22 protein-coding genes are annotated in these 23541 nt (G+C 51.1%); 3 read left to right on the forward strand and 19 right to left on the reverse strand.

All coding sequences use genetic code 11. The features are described from left to right. Positions 1–33 precede the first annotated feature (33 nt). Together Q0Y46_RS05845 and Q0Y46_RS05850 are read right to left on the reverse strand one after the other, a co-directional pair. On the reverse strand, positions 34–1467 hold the full coding sequence (locus Q0Y46_RS05845) for a sulfatase-like hydrolase/transferase (RefSeq protein ID WP_297945765.1): 1434 nt from the start codon (positions 1465–1467) through the stop codon (positions 34–36). Positions 1468–1666: 199 nt separating this feature from the next. Beyond that, positions 1667–2146, reverse strand: a complete 480-nt coding sequence (locus tag Q0Y46_RS05850) for a type II secretion system protein (protein ID WP_297945767.1) — start codon at positions 2144–2146, stop codon at positions 1667–1669. Between the two features lie 327 nt (positions 2147–2473). On the opposite strand from Q0Y46_RS05850, the gene Q0Y46_RS05855 reads away from it, so the two are divergent. Then, entirely contained in the window at positions 2474–3001 is a 528-nt protein-coding gene (locus Q0Y46_RS05855; RefSeq protein ID WP_297945769.1) for a prepilin-type N-terminal cleavage/methylation domain-containing protein, read from the forward strand. Positions 3002–3096: 95 nt separating this feature from the next. Here the strand turns inward: Q0Y46_RS05855 and Q0Y46_RS05860 are convergent, their stop codons facing one another. From Q0Y46_RS05860 to Q0Y46_RS05870, 3 genes are all read right to left on the reverse strand, one after another. Beyond that, positions 3097–3600 carry a hypothetical protein gene (locus tag Q0Y46_RS05860; protein ID WP_297945771.1) on the reverse strand — a complete coding sequence of 168 codons (504 nt, stop codon included), beginning with the start codon at positions 3598–3600 and terminating at the stop codon, positions 3097–3099. Positions 3601–3894: 294 nt separating this feature from the next. Next, complete coding sequence (locus tag Q0Y46_RS05865; protein ID WP_297945773.1) at positions 3895–4065, reverse strand: hypothetical protein; 171 nt, start codon at positions 4063–4065, stop codon at positions 3895–3897. Positions 4066–4300: 235 nt separating this feature from the next. Beyond that, positions 4301–5215, reverse strand: a complete 915-nt coding sequence (locus Q0Y46_RS05870; protein ID WP_297945774.1) for an Rpn family recombination-promoting nuclease/putative transposase — start codon at positions 5213–5215, stop codon at positions 4301–4303. Between the two features lie 224 nt (positions 5216–5439). On the opposite strand from Q0Y46_RS05870, the gene Q0Y46_RS05875 reads away from it, so the two are divergent. After that, positions 5440–6708, forward strand: a complete 1269-nt coding sequence (locus Q0Y46_RS05875) for an efflux RND transporter periplasmic adaptor subunit (protein ID WP_295679085.1) — start codon at positions 5440–5442, stop codon at positions 6706–6708. Positions 6709–6786: 78 nt separating this feature from the next. Further along, positions 6787–8283, forward strand: coding sequence for a pectinesterase family protein (locus tag Q0Y46_RS05880; RefSeq protein WP_297945776.1), 1497 nt, complete (start codon positions 6787–6789; stop codon positions 8281–8283). 74 nt (positions 8284–8357) lie between these two features. Here Q0Y46_RS05880 and Q0Y46_RS05885 read toward each other — a convergent pair whose 3' ends face one another. The 14 genes from Q0Y46_RS05885 to Q0Y46_RS05950 all read right to left on the reverse strand — a co-directional run bounded on the left by Q0Y46_RS05885 (position 8358) and on the right by Q0Y46_RS05950 (position 23491). Continuing rightward, the gene (locus Q0Y46_RS05885; protein WP_297945778.1) at positions 8358–9647 is read right to left on the reverse strand and encodes a hypothetical protein; all 1290 of its coding nucleotides are present in this window, start codon (positions 9645–9647) and stop codon (positions 8358–8360) included. A gap of 115 nt (positions 9648–9762) precedes the next feature. Beyond that, positions 9763–11154 carry a hypothetical protein gene (locus Q0Y46_RS05890; RefSeq protein WP_297945780.1) on the reverse strand — a complete coding sequence of 464 codons (1392 nt, stop codon included), beginning with the start codon at positions 11152–11154 and terminating at the stop codon, positions 9763–9765. A gap of 117 nt (positions 11155–11271) precedes the next feature. Next, positions 11272–12258, reverse strand: a complete 987-nt coding sequence (locus Q0Y46_RS05895) for a hypothetical protein (protein ID WP_297945782.1) — start codon at positions 12256–12258, stop codon at positions 11272–11274. Between the two features lie 144 nt (positions 12259–12402). Continuing rightward, a complete protein-coding gene (locus Q0Y46_RS05900) occupies positions 12403–13197 on the reverse strand; it encodes an ABC transporter ATP-binding protein (RefSeq protein WP_295679100.1) in 795 nt (264 codons plus the stop codon). A 17-nt stretch (positions 13198–13214) separates the two neighbouring features. Beyond that, positions 13215–13997 carry an ABC transporter permease gene (locus Q0Y46_RS05905; protein ID WP_295679102.1) on the reverse strand — a complete coding sequence of 261 codons (783 nt, stop codon included), beginning with the start codon at positions 13995–13997 and terminating at the stop codon, positions 13215–13217. Further along, on the reverse strand, positions 13997–15406 hold the full coding sequence (gene dnaB / locus Q0Y46_RS05910) for a replicative DNA helicase (protein WP_295679104.1): 1410 nt from the start codon (positions 15404–15406) through the stop codon (positions 13997–13999). Before dnaB ends, Q0Y46_RS05905 begins: the two co-directional genes overlap by 1 nt. Positions 15407–15431: 25 nt before the next feature. Then, entirely contained in the window at positions 15432–16304 is an 873-nt protein-coding gene (locus Q0Y46_RS05915; RefSeq protein ID WP_297945783.1) for a hypothetical protein, read from the reverse strand. Positions 16305–16316: 12 nt separating this feature from the next. Next, the gene (locus tag Q0Y46_RS05920; protein ID WP_297945786.1) at positions 16317–17750 is read right to left on the reverse strand and encodes a bifunctional phosphopantothenoylcysteine decarboxylase/phosphopantothenate synthase; all 1434 of its coding nucleotides are present in this window, start codon (positions 17748–17750) and stop codon (positions 16317–16319) included. A gap of 18 nt (positions 17751–17768) precedes the next feature. Further along, positions 17769–18182, reverse strand: coding sequence for a DUF6567 family protein (locus Q0Y46_RS05925; RefSeq protein WP_295679111.1), 414 nt, complete (start codon positions 18180–18182; stop codon positions 17769–17771). A gap of 8 nt (positions 18183–18190) precedes the next feature. Next, positions 18191–18922, reverse strand: a complete 732-nt coding sequence (locus Q0Y46_RS05930; protein ID WP_297945788.1) for a hypothetical protein — start codon at positions 18920–18922, stop codon at positions 18191–18193. A gap of 3 nt (positions 18923–18925) precedes the next feature. After that, complete coding sequence (locus tag Q0Y46_RS05935; protein WP_297945790.1) at positions 18926–20185, reverse strand: hypothetical protein; 1260 nt, start codon at positions 20183–20185, stop codon at positions 18926–18928. A gap of 197 nt (positions 20186–20382) precedes the next feature. Further along, positions 20383–22176, reverse strand: a complete 1794-nt coding sequence (rpsA, locus tag Q0Y46_RS05940) for a 30S ribosomal protein S1 (RefSeq protein ID WP_297945792.1) — start codon at positions 22174–22176, stop codon at positions 20383–20385. A 132-nt stretch (positions 22177–22308) separates the two neighbouring features. Continuing rightward, positions 22309–22977 carry a (d)CMP kinase gene (gene cmk / locus Q0Y46_RS05945; protein ID WP_297945794.1) on the reverse strand — a complete coding sequence of 223 codons (669 nt, stop codon included), beginning with the start codon at positions 22975–22977 and terminating at the stop codon, positions 22309–22311. 88 nt (positions 22978–23065) lie between these two features. Beyond that, positions 23066–23491: a hypothetical protein gene (locus tag Q0Y46_RS05950; RefSeq protein ID WP_295683499.1), complete on the reverse strand. Its 426-nt coding sequence runs from the start codon at positions 23489–23491 to the stop codon at positions 23066–23068. Positions 23492–23541: the final 50 nt, after the last annotated feature.

Here is a 23541-nt window from a genome sequence, read left to right on the forward strand (position 1 = left end):
TCTTAAGATACAAGATTGATTTTGTCTACTTTTTCAGCGATGAAAAAAAAGAAAATAATCGTATTCCACACTACGTGTATCCAAAGCTTTGTCTATAGAATCTTTACCATACTTTTCCAAAAGAGTTGGCGCAGAAGAATACAGCGAGCGTCCAAGCCCAAGCGCTCCATTAGGTATTTCCGCCCCCATGGCATCCAAAACCGTTGGGAACATATCAAGCGAAGTGAAACGTCTTTGGTAATTTTCAGCCATTCTTACCGAATTGATAAAAAAATCAAGCCAATAATGCGTAATATTTTCATTTCTAAAGCCAACAAGTTCTGGCGCAGCCATTGTCGCATGATCTCCCATAACAGCAATCACGGTGTTGTCAAACCAATCCTGTAATTTTGCCCACTTAATAAAGTTATCCAATTGGTGTGAAGAACATCTCGTTATAGCCGGCAACTGTTCTGATTCTGGAAGATTCTCGGGTATTCCACATGTTGAATCAACAATGCCAAATGGTGTATGCGTATTGACAGTAAAAAACCAAATTGCCCAAGGTTTTTCTTGCTTTGTCATTCTATTGATATGTTCCTTGACCAACTCATAATGCACCGAATCTTTGACGCCCCACTTAGATATAGCGCTCTCTTTTATCCTTGATTTATCCTTCAAATACTCCATAAAACCGAATGCCTGAGGAGAGGAATGAGATTTCAAAAATACATCCATCCCCGAAAATTTTATGTTAGCACCCTTAGATACAACAACATTATAACCATTACTAATAAGAATGTCCGTCAAACACGCTGTTCCCGGAAGAAACTCTTCTAACGGTTTACCGCTACTTATAAAAGATGGAGGGAACATCAACGGAATACCACATGTTTTTGCAACCGCATCAGCCATCGTCCACCCCATCCCTGCAACTTGAGTTCCTCCCGGAATAAAACTTTGTTCTTTTTTTATATACTCAGTAATTTCTGGAATAAAATTTTCAGAAAGATTGCCCCCATTAGCGGAGTCTTGGAAATTATATTCCATTGACTCAAGAAAAACCAAAATTAGATTTTTTTTCTCTTTAAAAGCTATATGCACAGAATCAGGATTCACATATTCCTTTATATAAAAATCAGAATGTCCTGGCGGAACAAGAGAGTCTTTCCATTTGACATAATAATCTATAACAGGAATATCCGAGCAAACGACCTTTGCAAGTACGATAACGGACACAACATTCAAAACGACCAGCACTTTTCTAAAAGATAGTTGAGAACAAATTTTAAGAAAGTTCTTCTTGCGGCAGTATGCAAAAAAAAATGACAAAACGATGGCTAGTAGCACAATAAAAAGACTCAATACCAAAGAGTCCTTTAAAGCATCCAACACCAAGGATATAGCAAAGTCTCTAGATCCATCAACATTTTGAGTCAATGTAAACATCACCGCATCTGTATTTTCTAGCGGGAATGTCGCTGTCAAAACAGGAATAATCTTTATGCAAAAGATTATCACAACAAGAAACAACATATAAAATGAACATATCATAAAATTCACCATTAATCATCATCCTAACAATAATTATCTACACATCAAAAAATGGTCATAATCATAAAAAAGAACATAATAAAAAAAGAGGCGAGAAAAAACTCACCTCTTTTGAAAAGAACATCACATGGACTTACTTTATGAGCTTATCAAAAGCAGGAGTCAATGCACGACAAGCAGCAGTCATAGAAGTACCAGCCTGCGTATGGACTTCACCAGCTTTAGTAGAGGTTTCGCCTTCTACAGTAGCAGTCAGTGCCCAAAGGCCAGTGGTAGCCGGGCAATCATCCAATTTGTGGAGAGCCTTTGCCTGCCAAGTTCCAGTAGTGCCGGAAACGCCACCAGTATATTCAAATTCATTGGAGGTGTACTTGCCACTATTGGACTTCGAACCCGGGGCGGTGTAACCAATCTGGCCCCAGTCACCAACCTTGTAGTTTTCAGAGCCATAGGCTTCCATAAGATTGATCCAGGTACCGGCGGCAGTCGGAACTTCCGAAGCCTTGGACTTGGCGATCATGCCGAACAGTTTCGGCACAGCGACGGCGGCCAAGATGCCCATGATAACGATCACGACCATCAATTCGATAAGGGTAAAACCTTGTTTCTTCATAGTGTACTCCTTGTTGTTTGTGACACACTTTTTTGAGCGGAATTGCTCGTCTACATCCATAAATATACCATCTTTTTTCACAAAAGCAACACTTCTGTCAAATTTTTGTCATAGTTGTGTCACAGAACACACTCAAAATGGCAAAAATGGCACTTTCGTGAACAAAAACAGCTCCTCATGGCCTGTTCGATGTTCTATATATAGTAAAATTTTTTTAAAAAAATCTGTTTTTGGCTCATTTTTTTCGACTTTTTTTTATTCCATCTTGGAATATCGGCCCTTTATTGCTAGTTTTTTTTTACAGAGTCTCATTTTCCGGGATTGGTTATGAAATCTAACGCTACACAAGGCGGCTTCACGCTCATTGAGCTCATGGTCGTCATTCTTATAATGGGCATTCTCTCTGCAGTGGCCATTCCCAAGCTTTTCGGACTAGTGGCAAAAGCGAGAGCAAGCGAACTCTATTCTGCAGCAGGCACTTACATCCATTTGCAGGACACATACAACACCCACAGCCAAGATAGCATCGGATCGTGGAAGGCCATCGGCTACATACATCCCCAAAGTACGAATTTCAGATATTTTGAGGGGCCCCAAGAAGGGGGACTATCTTCTGTTAAAGCATTCTCCGTGGAAGATGGAGAAACCGCCGCATGGAAAGCACAAAACATAGCCCAACTAAACAATTGCGCCGCAAACAGTTCTTGGCAAATTGACGTTACTAAATCGCCATCACAAGCATACAATATTTTGTACAAAATTGACATTGCTAATGGCCAAAGCGGCGATTGCGCTGCACTCACCAGCAGATTTGAAGCTCTCGACACCTACAACAAAATCACCGCCACTCCGTAGGCAGTTCACAACAGAGACATTGCAAAAACAAACGGGCCGGGTCAAATGAACCGGTCCGCATTTTTTTTTGAACATTCCCAAATTAACTATAGAAATCAAGGTTGCTTTGCAGCCATTGCGGCAAGCCGCGCCTGCACCTCGGCAATCTGCTCCGCAGGGAAGTTCATGTCTTTCATGACGCTGATAGCATCGGAATGCCCCTCAGTTTTGCCTTTCTTCATGAAGTGCTCGCCGAAGGTTTCGTAACCCTTGTTCGCAATAGCCTCGGGACTGTCCATCTTGATTACCTCACTCTTATAGGGCCACTTCCAGAAAAAATACGAAAGCGACTGTTTGATGAAATCCCTCCCTTCGTCGGTATTCTGCATCTTGAGCAGGTGCGCCGACGCCTCGCGAAAGGAAACCGAGAACTTCTCGATATCAAAAATATACTTCATCGCGGTAAGCGCGACAAGGGTCATTGGCGAAAAGTCCTTCAGTTCGGAGTCGTCGACAGCATGGCCCACGTCCAAGAACTCCACCTTAAACGGATAGCCGATATCGCGATAATATTCGGGATATTCCATGAAGCGTCCCTTTGCAAGTGGATTCCAGCCCATTTCACCATTCAAAACGAAAGTAACGGTCGTGAATAAAATCGCTTTCAGAATCCTTGACGGAATCTACGATGGTGTTGAATTCGTGGACAATATCGTTCACCTTTTCATCCATATTTTTATTCCTCTTTCACGGGAACGCGCCCGCTGCGCAAACGGAATTTGCTTCCGCCTGTACTATAAGACGTTCTAAATGACGATTTTATCCTCAAAAAAATTTTCACAAAACAGCAAACGGGCCGGGTCAAATGAACCGGTCCGCATTTTTTTTGAACATTCCCAAATTAACTATAGAAATCAAGGTTGCTTTGCAGCCATTGCGGCAAGCCGCGCCTGAACCTCGGCAATCTGCTCCGCGGGGAAGTTCATGTCTTTCATGACGCCTAGGACATTGGCTTCGCCTTCGGCGAGTCCTTCGGCACGAGAACGTTTCTTCTCGACGTACATTTCATAGTTTCGGTCGCTCATGTTCTTCGCCTCGCTTATAAGGAAGTCCTCTGTAAAAATACTCAATTTCGCACATTCGTGCAAGTGGGCAAACATCGAGCCTTCCGGCACGGGAATGCGCCCGCTGCGCAGTCGGAATTTGCTTCCGCCTGTACTATAAGACGTTCTAAATGACGATTTTATCCTCAAAAAAATTTTCACAAAACAGCAAACGGGCCGGGTCAAATGAACCGGTCCGTTGTCGCTATAGATACCACTATTTAATTGCCGCCACCCCAGCGATAATTTCTTCGGAAACACCCATTGAACGGAGGAAGTCCATCCGCTTGGCAGCCCGGTCATCGGCTCTCTTTTCGGCTTCGGCACGTCCTTCGGCACGGGAACGTTTCTTCTCGACGTATAATTCGTAGTTTCGGTCGCTCATGTTCTTTGCCTCGCTTATAAGGAAGTCCTCTGTAAAAATACTCAATTTCGCACATTTGTGCAAGTGGGCAAACATCGAGCCTTCCGGCACGGGGAGTGGTTGTTCTTTGTTCAGCCCGTCAATTACACGAAGCCATTGCGCCAGCATGCTGTTGTCGGAATGATATTTTCCATTCAAAAACTTGGGAATCTCGACAAGCGTGATGGTCTGCTTCTTGTAAAATTCCTCGTTTTCTTGATTTTTCAGACGCACATGATGCCGATAGTTGCTCGATTCGGGAAACCCGCTGAACATCTGGAGGCTCACGAGATTCAAGTTACGGAGTTTGTAATCGTCACCTTTGATACGACTCGCCACCGTATGCTTCGCGGTATAGAACACAAGGCGGTCACTATAAGTTCCATCGTCTACATGTTGCACCTCAAGGACGATGCGGTCCATGCCCTGATCCATCGCCACGATGTCCGAGATAATCTCCTTACTGAACACGCCGGGTACGGCAGGATTCACGAAGGCGAGACGCTCTATACAATCGCTACCGCAGAGGTTGAGTACCGCATTCAGGAAGTCTACGGTCATCCTCTCGTTCTCAGGGTTGCCGAAAATCAATTTGAAGATGGAGTCGTTGTAGATGTAGACGAACTTATACTTCTCTCGATACCTTGCAATACAGGCGGAGACATCGCCACCGGCCTTGTGAGTCTCATTGATGTCAACAAGCATTGCCGCATACTCTTTTTTTGTCATTGTGGAGTCCTATTTGCGGGAACGCGCCCGCTGCGCAAACGGAACTTGCTTCCGCCTGTACTATAAGACGTTCTAAATGACGATTTTATCCTCAAAAAAATTTTCACAAAACAGCAAACGGGCCGGGCAAAACCGGTCCGTTGTCATTATGCAACCTGTTAGGGGGATTGTGCATCCAAATCTGCAAAAACCACGATATTTCTTTTTATCTTTGATTTTGCCTTATGAAAAAGTTACTGAAATTCGTCATCGCTCTCGCTGTTCTTGCGGCCATAGCCTTCGGAGTGAAAACATTCTTCTTTGACTCCAAAGCCGAAACTGTGGCAGGCCCGCTCGTAAGCACCAAGGTCACTCTTGAAACCATCGCCACTACGATTTCGGCGACGGGCACGCTCGAGCCGGTAGACCAGGTGGAAGTCGGCACGCAGGTATCCGGCGACATCAGCAAAATTTATGTGGACTTCAATTCCAAGGTCGAGAAGGGGCAAGTCATTGCGGAACTCGACAAGTCCAAACTCAAGGCAACGCTTACGCAGGCCGAAATCGCCTACAAGTCTGCCCAGGCGGATTTCAAGTTCAAGGAATCCACCTACAACCGCGTGAAAAAACTTTCCGAAAGCAATTCCGCAAGCGCCGTAGAACTCGAGACAGCCGAATACAACATGACCTCAGCCAAGCTCGCTCTCGAAAGGAGCGAGAACGAGGTGAACCAGGCAAAGCTCAACTTGAGCTATGCAACAATCAAGAGCCCTATCAGCGGTGTGGTGCTGAAGCGCGCTGTAGAAGTGGGCCAGACGGTGGCCGCTTCAATGAGTACGCCAACGTTATTCGTAATTGCGAAGGACCTGAGCCTGATGAAGGTCATGGCCGATGTTGACGAGGCCGATATTGGGCAAGTCAAGGCTGGCCAGCGCGTAGAATTCACGGTGGACGCATTCCAAGGCGACAAGTTCAACGGCACCGTGCAAGAAGTCCGCCTGAGCCCGACAACAACAAGCAACGTGGTGACCTACACCGTCGTAATCTCGGCAGAAAATCCCGAGCAGAAACTGCTCCCCGGCATGACGGCAACCTGCACTATCGTGACTCAAGAAATCAAGGATGCCGTGGCAATCCCGGTAAAGGCGCTTAAGTTCACGCCCGCCGACGGCACTCCGATGGCAGAACCTCCCAAGGGCATGCGCCCGCCGCACCCCGAAGGCGACATGAAGGGTCCTCCCCCAGGAAAGTTCGGCCCGCCCAAATCTTTCAAGAAGCGCGCCGATGGCAAGAAACCAAGCGGCAACCTCGTGTGGATCAATATCGACGGCAAGGCCGCCCCGCGCCCGGTCAAAATCGGCATCAGCGATGGCGTGAACGTGCAGATTCTCAAGGGTTTGTCCGTCGGCGATTCTGTCGTAACAAGCCAAGAAACGCTCGGCACTGCAAAATCCGAAAAATCTGGTGCATCTAGCCCCTTCATGCCTGGCCCCCCGGGCAAAAAGAAGAAATAAGCCCCTGCCGGGAAAAAATCCGCTTTAGGAATATATATTATAGTAAGCGGCACCTGTCGCCTACTATAAGGAGTGTCCATGAAATCCCCTATTCCTAGCGTGGTTCTTTTAACCCTTGCCGGCATGGCGTTCGCCATTCCCAAGCACGGTTTTGATTTCGTTGTCGGAGTCGACGGGGATTTCAAGGCGGCCAAGGCCGCAGCGGCCGCAACAAAAACAAGCGAAGGTTCGCACTTCATCATCTTTTTCCCCAACGGCGAATACAACCTCGGCACGCTCACTGGCGATGCCAACCAACTCACGAAATTCAACACCTCGCACGTTTCGTTCATCGGCGAAAGCACCGAGGGAGTCATCCTCTTCAATAGCTCCATCGAAGAGAGCATCAGCAAGACAGCCACGCTCCAGTTCAACACGGCCGACGACATCTACATGCAAGACCTGACGGTGCAAAACAAGAGCACCACATGTAGCGAGAACGCCTGCCGCCACGTGACCATACAGCAGGTCGGCGACAAGTATGTGTACAAACGAGTGCGGCTCATTAGCGGGCAAGACACCTATTACACCAACAAGGGTGGCCGCACCTACTGGGACGAGGGAGAAATCCGCGGCACGGTAGACTTCATCTGCGGGGACGGGGACGTGTTCTTCGAGGGCACCAAGCTCGTGCCCACACGCAGCAAGGCAGTCATCACCGCCGCAAAGACCACCACCGAATGGGGCTACGTGTTCGACAACGCAGTCATCGAGGGTTCGTTCAACGACTACTTTTTAGGCCGTTCCTGGAACCATGCGAAAACAGTCTTCTTGAACACGCACATGAATTCCACGCCAGATGCTTCGGGTTGGCAGAACCCGATCAACGAAGTTCCGCTGGTCGCCGCAGAATACAACAGCCTAGGCAAAGACGGGAAACCGATGGACCTCAGTAACCGCCGCCGCGCCTACACCGACAAGAATGGGGGCTCGGCAAACCTGAACCCGGTGCTGAGCGAATCGGAAGCGGCCAAATACACGCGCGCAAACGTCTTGGGCGGCACGGACTCCTGGGCACCGGAAAAACTGACCAAACAAGTCGACGCACCTGAAATTTCGCAAAGCGGCAAGGCCGTCAAATGGAGCGACAACGAAGACGCCCTCTGCTGGGCGGTGTTCGTGAACGGCAAGTACCATTCCAACACGACAAGCAACAGCGTCAAGCTCGACAACATTGCCGAAGGCTCCAAAATCTATGTGCGTGCGGCCAACTCCATGGGCGGCCTCGGGGCCAAGTCAAACGAAATCGTCACAGTCGCAGCGACCGACACTAGCGTTACCGACAGCGCAACTACCGACAGCATCCCGCCTACACCTGGCGACTCTGTCACCGTTCCGGGCGACTCCACCACTCCAGTCGATTCTGTCACCGTCCCGAACGATTCAACAACCTCCCCCAGCGACACGAGCATCACGCGGATAAATAGGGAACATTACGCAGACCAGCCGCGCAAGTCGCAACATTTGTACACAATCAAAGGGCAGCGCGTCATCATGGGGCGCAAAAAGGTCATGCGAGTCCTTTACGGGAAATAAGACCCGCCACCAACGTCAGGATATAAAAAAAGCTCCCTCGAAGGGAGCTTTTCAAATTCACAAAACAGTACCGATTATTCGACGCCGCACTTTGCAGGAGAGCTGAGCTCGAACACAAGCTGTGCGCCCTTCTTGAGGCCAGACATCGGCACAGAGACATAGTAGGAGCCATTCAGCTGAGTCGTCGTATTCACCGTACCGGTAATCGGGCCGTTCGCATTGCAAATGACCTTGCCATTATAAGCATCCACTTCGAGGAACACGGTCACCTTACCTGCAGGCAGATCAATTTCGCCCTGCTGTCCGGCCACCTTAACGATGTAGTCCGGATGGTTGGAATCGATGGCGGTAACAGCGCCACAAGTTACAACCTGCATGCCGTTATCGCTGTTCTTGACGGTGACTGTCGGAGCAAAGGTGCCCTTGGAGTTCAAGGTTCCACCGGCAGAGGCTCCACCAGAGAGGTTGTCACTCCAGATATAAGAGTAAGTGCCGTCGGTCGACTTACAACCAGAAACAGTCCAAGTCACAGGCGTAGGCGTAGCAATGTCTACCTGGGTCACGCTCGGCGCACAGACACAGCCCGTAATCGCAGCACCCGTCACGTTGAGCTCAGAGCACTTGATCGTATTGGATTGACCATTGTTGCTGACAGTAACCGTGGCATTCTTGACACCAGAAGTCGCATAGGAAACAAGTACAGACTGGAAGGAGGTACCCTGACCACTTTTCGTTGCCGGATCTCCACCGCCATCGAAGGTCCAGCTATAGTTGCCCTTCGTGAGGATGGATATTCCACCAGGAACCTTATCCTGATCCAAGCTGACCTTCCACTGCACGGACTTGCCCTTCTCGATAGCACCATTCGCTACGTTAGGACCGCAAGTGCCCCAAGCATTCGGGTCGGCGGCAGGTGCAGAACTGGAAGAAGCGACTGTCGAATGAGACGTCGGCGTAAGGACAGGGGACGAAGTCGGATTCTGAGTCTGAGACGGAGACGAGACAATGTTAATATTGCCCGAGCTGTTCGGATTCTGCTGCTGGTTGCCGGGGCCCGTTCCACTGGAACTGGTAGCATACGGACTGGTCGGACCCGCAGACGAACTGGAAGCGCCGCCGTTCTCGTTTATGTGACCCGGCTGGACATCTTTCACACACTGTTCATAATTCGGCCCGGCTTCGTCAGCGCAATAGGCCGCAACGGCCTTCTGAACAAGACCATCCAAAAATGTAGAATCTTCGTCCAAAGTATATTGCACATAGGAATCGTCACGCACGATTTCCATTATTTCACCACTTCCACATGCCCAAAAGAGGCCTGCAAAGCCAACCGAAGCTAGCCCAAAAATCAGTTTTCTATTCATAATAAACCTCATGGCTGAAAGATAACTAATTCTTAGGGAAAGTAGGTATATGTAACCCTTTTTTTGCGATAGGAATCACACAAAAGTGACTCAAAATCACAAAAAAGAGAAAAAATTACCAACCGAGCATGCACTCAGCCGCTACAGAAAGGGTAACCTTCATCGGCGTCATCCCGGTCGTACTCGATATGGGGATGCCCATCGGCACATAGTAGTCCGTCTTGGTCTGGTTATTGATGGTGACCGTCAGCAGCCCACCGGTCGGAACCTGGCAACTGAAGGTACAATTACCGCCATCATTGTTATGCCAACCAGGCTGCATATTGAAGTAAACCGTAGATTCGCCAGCCGGCATCGCAATCTTTGTATTCTGCGCCTTGAACTCGAACTCAGGATGGTCGGAGTCGATAGTCTTGACCGGATCGCAGGAGACCTTGAGGACCCCGTTATCCGAATTCCGAACTGTGACCTCCGGTGCATAAACAATCTTTTCGTCCAAGGTCTTCGTAGCCGAAGCCCCATCGGCGGTCATGCCCTCTTCCCATTCGTAAGAGAACGTCTTGTCTTCGGAAGTACACTTGCTCACGGTCCACTTCACGAGAGTCGCGCCAGAAGCAACGGATTCCTTGGCGACGTCGACTTCTGCCTTGTCCGGGACGCATTCGCAACCGCTAATCGGGTACCCCAGGACCTCGACGGAATCGCATTCCACCTTTTGGGACTGGCCGTTGTAAGTCATGGTCGCACGAGCACCATACTTGCCCGATGCCGCATAGGTAACCGCAGTGGAGGTCAGGCCGGTCGATCCCGTTCCCGCATAGGTGGACGGTTCCGCATCGTCGAATTCCCATGCAAAGGAGGAATTCATCATGGCGCGGACATTACCGCCGAACAAAGTGTTGCTCATGGAGAACTGCCACTTCAGAGGAACACCCCTAGACCCAGGCTTCCCCGAATTCGCCTTGCATGTTCCCCAAGGAACGTTCTCCGGGAGGCTTGAAGAACCCGGTTTCACAGCAATGGACGAGGAAGACTTCGACAAAATGTTCGAAGACGAGCGAGCCGTCTTTAAAGACGACGACGAGGCCGGAATCGGAGTAATGGTCGCGCGGCCGTTGGAACTGCTACTACGAATCGGAGTAATGGCCGGGCGGCTGGAACTCGACGACGTATAGAACGGATTATACCCCGGATACGAGGAAGACGAACTGCTCAAACGGACAGCAGAGCTGCTGGACAAAATCGCGGACGACGACGTTTCAATGGGACGGTCGTCATTCGGACTGGCCGCCGCCTTACAGGCATCGGGATTCAAGTCATTGCTACAATAGGCCGAAACAGCCTGGTTAACCAAGCCCCTCAGGGCAGAACCGTCATCGTCTTCTTCGACGGCATATTCCATCATCAGGTCGTCTTGATTGAAAGCGGCCACATCGCCAGCGCCACAGGCCCAAAACAACGCTGCAAGCGCCAATGTAACAAAACCATATACAAGTATCTTATTCATAGTACACCCCTGTCAATAAAATACAAAAATATGGAACAACTGTGGACAAATTTCACAGATTTTATTTGGAAAATTTGTCCATAAAACAACAATTAGGGCTCAACAAAACGATTAGGGTCAATAAATTATGGGCGGAGGGTCACCATTCGAGGTTGATGACGAAGAATTGCTCGGCGGAACATAGGGGGTATCTTCTTCAGAGGACGAACTTTCCTCCGGGCCAGATACATAATGGTCCTGATTAATATAGATGGCATTCTGGGTGGAGCAGGTGACCTTGAGTTTTTGGCCCCCATAGAAGATGGAGACACTCGGCCCTTCCTTATTGCCCGAACTTGTGTACTTCATGCGGAAAGGCTTGACGGGGCCTTCGCCCTTGCCATCATCGACATTGCTATCGTAGGCCATGCCAGAAGCATCCTCAGGAGACCAAGCATAGCGGCCGTTATTAAACGTTCCCTCGTCGGGGTAATACGTCCATGTGACCGGTTCTTCAATGGCGGCATTGTACTTATCCGGGCGACAAGACCCCGATGGCGGAGCAAGTTCCGAAGAAGAACTCTCCGGCGGTACCACGCTACTAGAGGATTCCGTCTCGCTAGAGCTGGAATTTTCCTCGCTGGAACTGGATTCTTCTACTACGGACGAGGAGCTAGAGATGGCAGAACTGCTAGACTCAGGCTCAATGGAGGAGCTACAGTCGACCGGGGCATCCGACGAACTTTCCACCACGACATCGCTCGAGGAGGAACTTTCCGCGATAGGCTCGGAAGAAGTCGGCTCCACTGAAGAGGAACTTTCCTCAGATGCACTGCTGTTCTCTACGGACGAACTTGTAGACGCGGTATCTTTATGCGACGAACTACTTTTACCCGTCTTTTTCCATTCAGGGCGCCCCAGCGTAGAATCCCACATGGCCTTACATTTTGAATCAGCAAGACAAGAATCCATCATGGCATCCAGATCGGATTGATTCAAATCGCCAAATTTCTCGACGGCAACCATATCCTCTGTTTCTGGGAGAAAAACATCCCCATTACCGCATGCCCAAAATGCGGTTACCAAAGAAAATACGCCAAGAATGTAAAAAAGCCTAATTTTCATAAAGTTCCCCTATACCCCTAAATTTAAATTATTATTTACAAACGGGTTGTGCATTTCTCTTTTTTTGCCCAAATTAAGCCCCTCGGCAAAAACAAGTGACCCATTTCATAAAAAAAGTGCGCAATTTATTCCAAACTGGAATATCTAATCCGCCGATTTTCCGGGTTCTTCCATCTTGCGCTGGCCCGTAATGAACTGGTGGACGTAAGGATTCGACGTCCTCTTGATTTCGTCGACAGTCCCCACCTCGATAATGCGCCCATTGTAAAGCATCGCGATGCGGTCGGCCACCTTGAACGCGCTCACCATGTCGTGAGTCACGACCACGGAAGTAACCCCGAGTTTGCTCTGCATGTCGAGAATGAGGTCGTTGATGACGTCACTCGTAATCGGGTCAAGGCCGGTCGTCGGTTCGTCGTACAGGAGAATTTCTGGATTGAGGGCGATAGCACGGGCCAGGGCAACACGCTTGCGCATACCGCCCGAAAGTTCGGAAGGCATCTTGGTCCTGAACTCGGGGACCAGGTTGATCATTTGCAACTTTTCGGTGACCACGTTTTGGATTTGACGTTCGGAAAGTTCCGGATGGTGTTCGCGGAGGGCGAACGCGATGTTCTCGCCTGTGTTCATGGAATCAAAAAGCGCGCCCATCTGGAACAGCATGCCCATTTTACGGCGGATAGTACGTGTATCGAAGAACTTCGGCGTACTGATGGTCACGCCATCGACCGACACCTCGCCGCCATCCGGCTGGAGGAGCCCGATCATGTGCTTGAGGATGACGGACTTGCCGCCGCCGGACTTGCCGATAATGACCATGGTTTCGCCACGCCGGATATCCAGGTTCACGTCTTCGAGAACTGTCTGCGGGCCAAAGGACTTCTTGAGCCCCTTGAGTCGGATAGCGATGTCGTTCGGGTTGATGTTCACATTCGGCATAATCTTACCTGATTCCTCTAGAAGAACATGATGGCATCGAGAACAAAGTCAGCAACAAGAATCATGAGACAACTGGAAACAACCACGTTCATCGTGGCAAGGCCGACACCATGAGCGCCCGCCTTGGAATTGATCCCGTTGTAATACGCAAGCACAAAAATAATCGTGCCGAACACAATCGACTTGATCATGCCCGACCACAGGTCCATGTTATCGAACAGATACTGCATCCCCGTGTAGTAGGTGTACGTCGTGATGTCGAGAGCAAGCACGCACACGATCCAGCCCCCGATAAGTGCAAGGGCATTGGATATGGCGGTGAGGCAGGGAATCATCGTGAGGAACGCGAAATAGCGGGGCATCGCGAGGTAGCGGTAGGTATCCAAGCCGAGCACGGTATAAGCCGACAGTTCTTCTTTTTCCTTCATCGAACCGATTTCGGCGGCGACAGCGCTACCGACTCGCCCGGCAAGCACAATTGCCGTGAGTAGGGGTCCTAGTTCGATGAGCACCATCTTGCAGGCGGCAGTACCGACAAATTTGTCAGAAACCAGGTTGTGGAATTCGAATTCGGCCATGACGGTCGCCACCATGCCCGTAAAAACGGACGTCACGAACAGGAGCGGGAGCGACGAGACACCGATGGAAATCATCTCCTTCACCAGCAGAGACGGGTTCTTGTGGAGGAACCGGAAGCGGAGCAGCGTGCTGAACAAGATGCAGAGGCATTCACCGATGCTGGAAACAGCACCGACAATAACCTTGCCCACCCAGGCTACTGGACGCACGATCAAGAACATTAGCCACCCCAGTCCATCGGTCCGAAATCACTACCGTCACCTTCGTCGCGGTCACTCTGGTAACTGGCCTCCATATCGTCGGTCCAGTCGTAGAAAGTCGTATATTCGGGCATGAAGCAAAGCTTGATGTCTTTAACGGAGCCGTTACGGTGCTTGGCGACCATCAGTTCGGCATTGTGGATTTCGTCTTCGTGGTGGTTACGCACGTAAGGGCGGTCCACGAACCACACCATGTCGGCGTCCTGTTCGATAGAGCCCGATTCACGGAGGTCGGAAAGCTGCGGGCGTTCGCGGCCCTTTTCTTCGACCTTACGGCTCAGCTGGGCGAGCGCGATGACCGGCACGCTCAGTTCCTTCGCCAAAATCTTGAGGCCACGGGAAATGGCACCGATGGCGACCGCGCGGTTTTCTTCGCCTCCAGTCTTCATCAGCTGCAAGTAGTCGATGACGACCAGGTCGAGCTTGCCCTGACGCTTGAGCTTGCGGGTCTTGCTCATGAGTTCCATGATGCCGAGGTCGGCATTGTCGTCGACAAAGAGCGGAGCCTGGTTAATCGGCGTGACAAAGGCGATGAGCTTGTTCATCTCGTCGCGGCTCAGCTTGCCATTACGCAACCGGCTCTGGTCTACCTGCGCACGGGAGCACAAAAGGCGCTGCGCGAGCTGCATGCCGTCCATTTCCAAGCTGAAAAAGGCGACATGCTTGTTGTAGTCAATCGCCGCATTCGCCGCAATCGTAAGGGCGAAAGAGGTTTTACCGACACCCGGACGGGCAGCCAAAATAATCAAGTCCGAAGGTTGCAGGCCGTTCGTCAGTTCGTCGAGTTCGCTAATGCCCGTGGGCACGCCCGTGATGCCGTCTTTGCGGTTGTTCAGGCGTTCGAGGAGCGGGGCCACGAACTTGTCGATAGGCCGGAGCGAATCCTTCACCTTCTGTTCGGCAATGGAAAAGATGGAGCGTTCGGCCGACTGGAGGACTTCGTCGGTATTGACGGTCGAATCCATGGCCTTCTTGATGGTATCGGACGAACTGCGGATGAGCCTGCGGAGCACGGCCTTGTCGCGGAGGTGGTCGAGTTGCCACGAGACGTTCGCCGAGGAGGCGACCGATTCCATCAAGTCGAAAAGGTATTCCCTGCCGCCGGCCAGCGTAAGCTTGCCCGCATGGTCCAGTTCAGCAGAAAGCGTAACAAGGTCTATCGGGGTGCCCGCCTTGTACAAATTGGTGAGGGCATTCCAAATAAGCTGGTGGCGTTCCATGTAAAAGAAGTCGTCACCGGAGATTTCGGCGGTCGCCGTCTCCATCACGGAAGGGTCGCGAAGAATACCGCCCAGCAGGTAGCGCTCGGCATCGGTATCCATGGGCATCTGGCGGCCTTCAAAATTCTGTGCAGTTCCGTTTTCTGCCATAAATCAAAATAAAATATAGTTACGATTACGTTTTCGGGAAACGCGACGAACGCGGAATGTGAACCTTCCACGTTAGCCACTTGAGCTGCTTGTCGTTGACCATCGTATAAGGGTCGGCAAGCGCCATCGCGGGCACTCCGCCAAATTCCAGATCGGAGCCGGCCATGTCGGCGAAGGGCTTTGCCTTGCCGAACACTTGGTAGAACAGAGGTTCACCGAAGGTCACCACGAGTTGCGGCTGGATAAGCGCAATTTCTTTCGCGAGCATCTTACGCAGGGACGTTTTGAGCAACGGAGAAAGGGGGCGCGGGGCGCCCTTGAAAAAATACGTGACGCCGATGGCAGAGGCATCGACATTCAAGTTCGCGAACAGGCGGACAAGCATTTCGCCCGGCGCCCCCTGGAGGAACTTGGCGCAATCCTCCCCCGGCTGCTGTGCAGGAAGCACGAACAGGAGGTGGGGGTTTTGCGGGCCCGCGTAGCGCGGGAGTTCGGCCCCGTGCGCATAGAGGACGTCTTTCTTGAGCAACGTATAAAAGGAATCGAGGGAATCGGCCGATTCGTACTCGGCGACAGTCTTCTTGACTGCGCGCGGGGCGGGCGGCGCGAGCGGGGCCGCAGCAGCGACCGGTTCGCGGGACGGAGCCGCTGCGGGAGCTGGGGCTCCGAACAGCCCGGAATTGTCGAATATCTCCGAAATCTCGTTCGCCATGGGTGCGGCGGGCGCGGCCGGTGCGACAGCAGGGCGCACAGGTGCCGGACGGGCGGGAGCCGGAGCCGGGCGCGTTTTGCCACGGGTCAGCGCCCACGGTTCATCCAAAAAAAGCTCGGCATCGCCCAGGTCTATCTGACCGCGCAAATAATTCCGGAGTTCACCAAAATCAAATTCTTCTGACATCGCAAAACCTATCTAGCCGAGTTCGTTCAAAACAAAATGTACAATTTCCTGGGCCAGGTCCACCTTGGAGCCCATGTGCATCTCGGGAATCCCGGCATGGGGGCGCACCAGCGCATAGCGCACGCAGTCGTGGCCAAAGCCCGAGTCGCTTGCGACTGGGGCGTTGAGGAGCAGCGCGTCGGCGCCGCTCTTTTCGAGTTTTTCGGCAGCATGCTGCTTAAAATTGTCGGTTTCGAGCGCGAAGCCGACAATCACCTGGCGGCGGGCATCACCCGCAGCGTCTGTGGCACGGGATGCGCGCGCCGCAGTGCAGTCACGCAAGATGTTCGGGTTGGGAACAAGCTCAATCGTGAGCTGGCTCCGGCTATCCTTGATTTTCGAATCGGCCGCGTGGGCGGGGCGGTAGTCCGCTACCGCCGCGCAATGCACGACGGCGTCCACACTCTCGAGCCGAGACATCACGGCGTCGTGCATCTCCCGGGCGCTTTGGACGCGGGAAACCGCGACACCGCCCGGGAACGCGGCCTCCATCGGGCCCGCGACGACTTCGACCTCGAAGCCGTTGGCGTAAAATACCGAGGCAAGCGCGACGGCCGTCTTGCCGCTGCTGCGGTTGGAAATGTAACGTACCGGATCAATCGCCTCTTCGGTACGGCCGGCAGTGAGGAGCACCTTCTTGCCGTGACCGGGGAGCGACGGATCCTGCGTGGGGTCAATATCCTGAGCGACGGGAAAAGCCGGCGGTTCGGGGGCGTTGCGGGGGTGTCCCCCGCTTGCTTCGGCGTTGCTCAGCACAGGAGAAGGGGTAGCGGAAGACGCGCCAGCGGCTGAAGCGAGGGGAAAGCCTTCCCCTTTCTCAGCAACGTTCACTTCGGCAGGCTCAGTGAACTTGTTGGTTGTCAAAGCTCGTCTATCGTCTAAATACGCCACTATCTCCGCCGGTTCCATCAGGCGGCCTTGCCCGACTTCGCCACAGGCGAGTTCACCGGCCGGAGATTCGAGCACGGTCGTCTCTTCGAAGCCGCGCAAAATTTCGAGGTTGCGCTTTACGGCGGGGCTGTTGTACATCGCGACGTTCATCGCGGGGGCAATTACACGCGGGCACGTGCAGCTCATGAAGCAGAGGCTCACTGGGTCGTCGGCGATGCCACAGGCGAACTTGCCGATGACATTCGCGGTCGCGGGCACCACCAGGTAGAGGTCTGCCCAGCGCGGGAAATCGATATGCTGGAAAGGGCGCGCCTCGACGGCGCCGTTCTTGAGGTAGACGGGACACTTGGAGAGGCTCGCGAATGTAAGCGGGGCGACGAATTCGGTGGCAGCATCGGTCATGCACACGCGCACCGTAGCACCCTTCTTCTGCAAAAGGCGCAACAGCTCGCAGCTCTTGTACACGGCGATTCCGCCCGAGACTCCGAGGAGGATTTTCTTTCCAGCAAGATTCATAGGATGCAAGATAGAAAATTAGTCGCCGCAGGCATCGCCCCATACAGCCCTGTCGCAAGCGGAGTTCACATTATTTGCTTTTGCAGTGGAATTCGGCTTTTTCCCTTTATCGGAATCGACGAATTCAATCACCGTTCCAAATGCCTTGGCCTTATCGCAGAAGGTTCCTTCTGATTGAGATACGGTAATATTTGCGATAGCCTGGGAGCCTTTCAGATTTGCCTTCTTGAACAATTCTTCAATGGCCGCATTTCGGGCAATCCCGCTATTGAAACAACGGGATGTCGAGGCTTCGACATTTTTTATAACGACAAAGTTCGCTTCGGACAGAACGACGTTCGTTTGGAATTCGTTGTGCGTGTAAAACGATTCCATCTGGGTCGTGCATGCAGACAGAATTGCCAGGACAAATATTAAAAGTAATTTTTTCATATTACCTCTCAATATAAATACCAGTTCCACTCCAGTTCATAATTGGAGGCTTTGCTATCTTGCTGATAAACCTTTTCTCTTGGATCAAGCAAACCGACACTTTGGACAATATAGCAAGAACCTGTCGACATTTTGTCATCCGAAATTGGGTCATAGTCATAAACAATCGGACATACTGAAATGGCGTAGGTATTGCGAGGCAAACTCCAGACCTCGCTGGAATCTCCCCTCCACACAGAAAGATTCGTCTTGTCCGATACGCTGTCGAAAAACCTTGATGTCTTTACAGACATCAGAGTATCGCCGACGCTGTCTGTCGCCATTATCCTAAAATAAATGATGGGGTCACCGTCTGTTTTGCTTGACGTTCCTTCATAAGATTTCAGCTGATGGTAGTAGGTAAGAGTCAGTTTCATCAGCATTCCTTTGGAAAGATACTCAAACCAGGCAGAAGACGAAGAGCTATAAGAGGATGAAGAGCGATAATAGGAAGACGAGTAACGTGAAGACGAGTAACGTGAAGACGAATAACGCGAAGAAGATGAACTTAAAAAGGAGCTAGAACTCAAAACGCTGCTAGATGAACTTTTTACCCAGAATGAACTGGAAGAAGATTTTTTTGTCAGCGATACACCATATTCATCAACAGTATCAACATACACAGTTGTGGAGTGAGGCGATTCTATATCGCCACAACTATACAGGCACAAGACAAGCAACAATCCAAGCAGCAACTTCATTTTCTAGAACCCATAGGCTACGTAAGGGGTTATTGCAAACATTCTATTGCCACACAACTCATCCAAAAAATCCAGCCACACCTGCTCAAATTTCACGCCGAATTCCAGGTTCGATTTTCCTATAACGTTGTAATCAAAGCCTAGAGCGACGTCAAAGACGAGCCCCAAATGATAGGATTCACCTATTCGATGGCCTAAACTAGTAATCGCATTCCATGTTTGATTACTTCCCCAGCCTTCTTCACCAAAGGTCTCTACATCAGCAAAGATGGGCCCAAGCCCACCTTGAACAAACAGGTTCCATTTTCTTGTGGGCTGCGTTTCCATCAAATTAAATTTTAGGTTACCCGCCAAAGCAAGGAACCAATCTGAATCGTTAATTCCAAAACTGACAGAATACACTTGAGACAATCGTGTGATTATAGGCGATTCGTACGCATAGCCCAAATAGAATTGGTTGCTGCTACTCTGCTCCTCGGTAGTATATTCTTTCCCCGTACGGTAAATATCATATTTTCTATCGTAATAGCTTGTACCGTAATAATAGTCTGAACCATAATAGTAGTCGTCTCTAGGCGAAGCCGTCATATAGTATTCCGCATGCCTACGCAAAAAGAAGAGATCTGCAAATGAAAAACCAACCATAATATAATGGAAGGATTTTTTCGGCAGATTAGCGTCCGCCCGCACAACGGTATCCACGATCATAACCGTATTTATCTTAACAATCGTATCGACCTTCGCAACAGTATCAATCCTTACGATAGTGTCGACTTTCGCAATAGTATCTACTCTCGCAACAGTATCGACTCTTGTGACGGTATCCCTCTTTGTTACAGAATCTACCTTTACCAAAGGTTCCTCACTAGGAACTTCGCTCACATCGGCGACACCAGATGCAACCGGGATACTTTTTAATACCACACCAACAACCTGCCGGATGGCATCGTTCAACATGGATGCATTGCTTACGTTAACAACCTCTTTTTTGTAAAAAGAGTTCAAGCCCCTTACCTCGGCCCCCACCATCAGGGAGCCTTTGGGATTCAGCACCGAAACAAGCAAAGCATAGTCGGCTTTTTCAACCGATCTGTATCCTGTCTCTTGAACTGCATTCAACACCTGAACCGTTATTGTCGTGTACAACTTCTCGTTGGGCAAGTTCGGGGCGTTCAAAGGCAAAACCTTAACGTCGGCACCAAAAGAAGCCGTGAAGAGAACAAAAAACAGGGCTATCAGACAACGCCTTAACAAACAACTCATAAAAAGTAAGATAGAAAGATTAATGAAAAATTTTTATGGAAAGCGAAAAGTGAAAGGCAAATGACAAAAAAAAGAAACCCCGCGGTTTTACCCACGGGATTCCTTAAAGTAATTAGTGGTTGGTGGTTAGTGATTAGGATTTATAATCGTGACGAAGTCGCCCTAACCACTGTTTACTAACCACTGCTTACTATAAATTAAGCCTCTTCGGCCGGCTTTTCAGCGGCTTCTTCGGCCGGCTTTTCAGCCTTCTTCTTGGAGGCCTTCTTCTTCGGAGCGACAGCGTCACCGATCGTGGTGCCGTTTTCGCCCGGCTTGTGGGAGTCCATCCAAGCAGCGAGCTCGGCGGATTCGCGGTTCTTGAAGTAGTCCACCACGGAGAGGAAGATCTTGCGGTTGTTCTGATCGATTTCGGTCACGACAGCCGGAACTTCGTCGCCAACCTTGAACGCATCGGCCGGAACCTTGATGTATTCGGTGGTGAGCTTGGAGACCGGGATGAAGCCTTCGATACCGTCGGCGAGTTCAACCACGACGCCGCGGTCGAGCATGCGGACAATCTTGCCCTTGACTTCGGAGTCAACCGGGTAAGTGGTCTCGATGGAATCCCACGGGTCTTCGGTGAGGTGCTTCATGGACAGAGAAATGCGGCGCTTTTCCTTATCGACGGCGAGCACGACGCATTCAACCTTGTCACCCTTCTTGACCATTTCGTTCGGGTGAGTGATCTTCTTGGTCCAGGACATGTCGGACACGTGGATGAGGCCGTCCACACCTTCCTTGATTTCGACGAAGGCGCCGAAGGAAGCGATATTGCGGATTTCGCCGACCACGCGGGCACCCGGGGGAAGTTCAGTTTCGATGGAATCCCACGGATCGCTTTCGAGCTGCTTCATGCCGAGAGAGATGCGTTCGGCATCTTCTTCGACCTTGAGAACGACAGCTTCGACTTCCTGACCAACGGTGAGGATCTTGGACGGGTGCTTGACATGCTGCGTCCAGGACATTTCGGAAACGTGGATGAGGCCTTCGACGCCAGAATCCAGTTCGACGAATGCACCGTAATCGGTAATGGAAACAACCTTACCCTTAACGATGGCGCCTTCCGGATAACGTTCGGCGATGTCCTTCCACGGATGCGGCTTAAGCTGCTTCATGCCGAGAGAGATACGTTCCTTCTTGTCGTTGAAGTCGAGCACCATGACTTCGACTTCCTGGCCGAGCTGGACCATTTCGGTCGGGTGGTTGATGCGCTTGTAGCTCATGTCGGTGATGTGGAGGAGGCCGTCTACGCCGCCAAGGTCGATGAACGCACCGAAGTCGGTGATGTTCTTGACGATACCCTTGCGGACCTGACCCTTCTCGAGAGTTTCGAGAACGTCGCCACGCTGCTTGTTGCGTTCTTCTTCGAGAACAACACGGCGAGAAACGACGATGTTGCGGCGGGCCTTGTTGACCTTGATAACCTTGAGGTCGTATTCCTGACCAATGAGGGCGTTGATATCCGGGATCTGACGGAGGTCGATCTGGGAACCCGGGAGGAAGGCGTCGATGCCGAACAGGTCGACAACCACACCGCCCTTGATACGCTTGGTGAGCGTACCGCGCACGACTTCGTTGTTTTCGAAAGCGGCGTGGATGCGGTCCCACACGCGCACGAAGTCGGCCTTCTGCTTCGAAAGGATGAGACGGCCGTCTTCATCTTCGAGCTTTTCGACAAACACTTCGATTTCGGAACCGATTTCGAGGGAGTCCGTGTCCTTGAATTCGGCACGGTCGATAACACCTTCGGACTTGTAGTTGACGTCGATCAGGACTTCCTGCTCGTTCACCTGGCTGATCTTGCCCATGACGAGCTTGCCCTGTTCGAGGCAATCCATACCGGCATACACGTCGGCGTTCTGCTTGCGGAAGTCCGGGCTGCATTCGCCCTGAGCGGCGAGGATTTCAGCGAGATCTTCTTGAGTTCCGAATTTGAGATTTTGAGACATATGATTTTTTTCTTGGAATTCGTAATTAGAGTCTAGTGTTTAGGATCTAGGATCTAGAATCTAGAGGCTAGGGGCTATTGGCTAGTTTTAATTATGAACTCCTGTTGATTGTTGTGGTTAAAAGACTCAGGGCTACGCCACTACACCTACGTAGTCGAGAATCTTTTGCACCTGTTGTTGGATTGAGATGTGTGTAGTGTCAATTTCAATAGCGTCGTCCGCTTTCTTGAGGGGGGCGTTCGCGCGGGAAGAATCCAGGCGGTCGCGTTCAACCAGGTTGTTGAGGACTTCTTCGAGCGTCACTTTTTCGCCCTTTTCAAGGAGTTCCTTGTAGCGGCGTTCGGCGCGGACCTTCACGTCCGTCACCATGAAAAACTTGTACTTCGCATCGGGGAAAACAACCGTACCGATATCGCGGCCGTCCAGGATGCAGCTCTGCTTCTTGCCGATTTCGCGCTGCTGCTTTGTCATCGCGGCGCGGACCGACGGGAGGGCGCAGTAGACGCTCACGTTGCTCGAGACCTTCATCCCGCGGATTTCGGATTCGCGGGAGACTCCATTAATCAGGATGTGGTTTTCGGAGTCGAACCCGAGCGTGAGGTTAGAGAGCAGTTCGTCCATCGCCGGGCCTTCTTCGGCCGGCAGTCCCTTGTCGAGGGCGGCGAGCGTCACGGCGCGGTACATGGCGCCCGTGTCGAGGTAAGTGATACCGAGGGTCTTGGCCACAATCTTCGCGGTCGTGCTCTTCCCGGTACCGGAGCCCCCATCCAGGGCAATGACAAAACGTTCTGAATTGCTCATGAGTGGGGACAAATTTAGCAAAAGGCGAGCGCCGCGTCAAAGCGATTTTTCGCTTTGGCATGGCCGAGCCGAGCTAAAATGGCCCGTTTTAGTACAGGTCGTAATAGTAGTGGTACTCGACCAGGGGATCATACTGGGAGTAGATGGCCTCGGAACCATCGTCGAACACGGTCAGGAGTCCCCCATCCACTGGGAACTGGTAATAAACCCCTCTGTCATCGGAGCCTACATCGTACTCGTCGCCGTAATAGATGTACCTGTCTCTGTCGAACACCAAAACAGCATAACCATCGCCTTCGAGACGCAACGAGATGGAAAAAGACCTGCGAAGCGAACTCGCATCGTAGCAATAGTATTCGCCAAAATCATCGTAATCGCATTCTTGAGCGTAGAAATAGGTAAATGTGGCCTTGTAGACGCGGGAGCCACCGGACGTGACATAGTTGTCGGAATCGCCACAAGCCGTAAGCAACAGCGCGGCAAGAACAGCAACGAAAACCAAGCAACGTTTCATATTTACCTCCAATGCAAAATCCCCGAACGAATCGGGGATCCCGCTTGACA

It is taken from the genome of uncultured Fibrobacter sp., from assembly GCF_947305105.1.
GTDB lineage: Bacteria > Fibrobacterota > Fibrobacteria > Fibrobacterales > Fibrobacteraceae > Fibrobacter.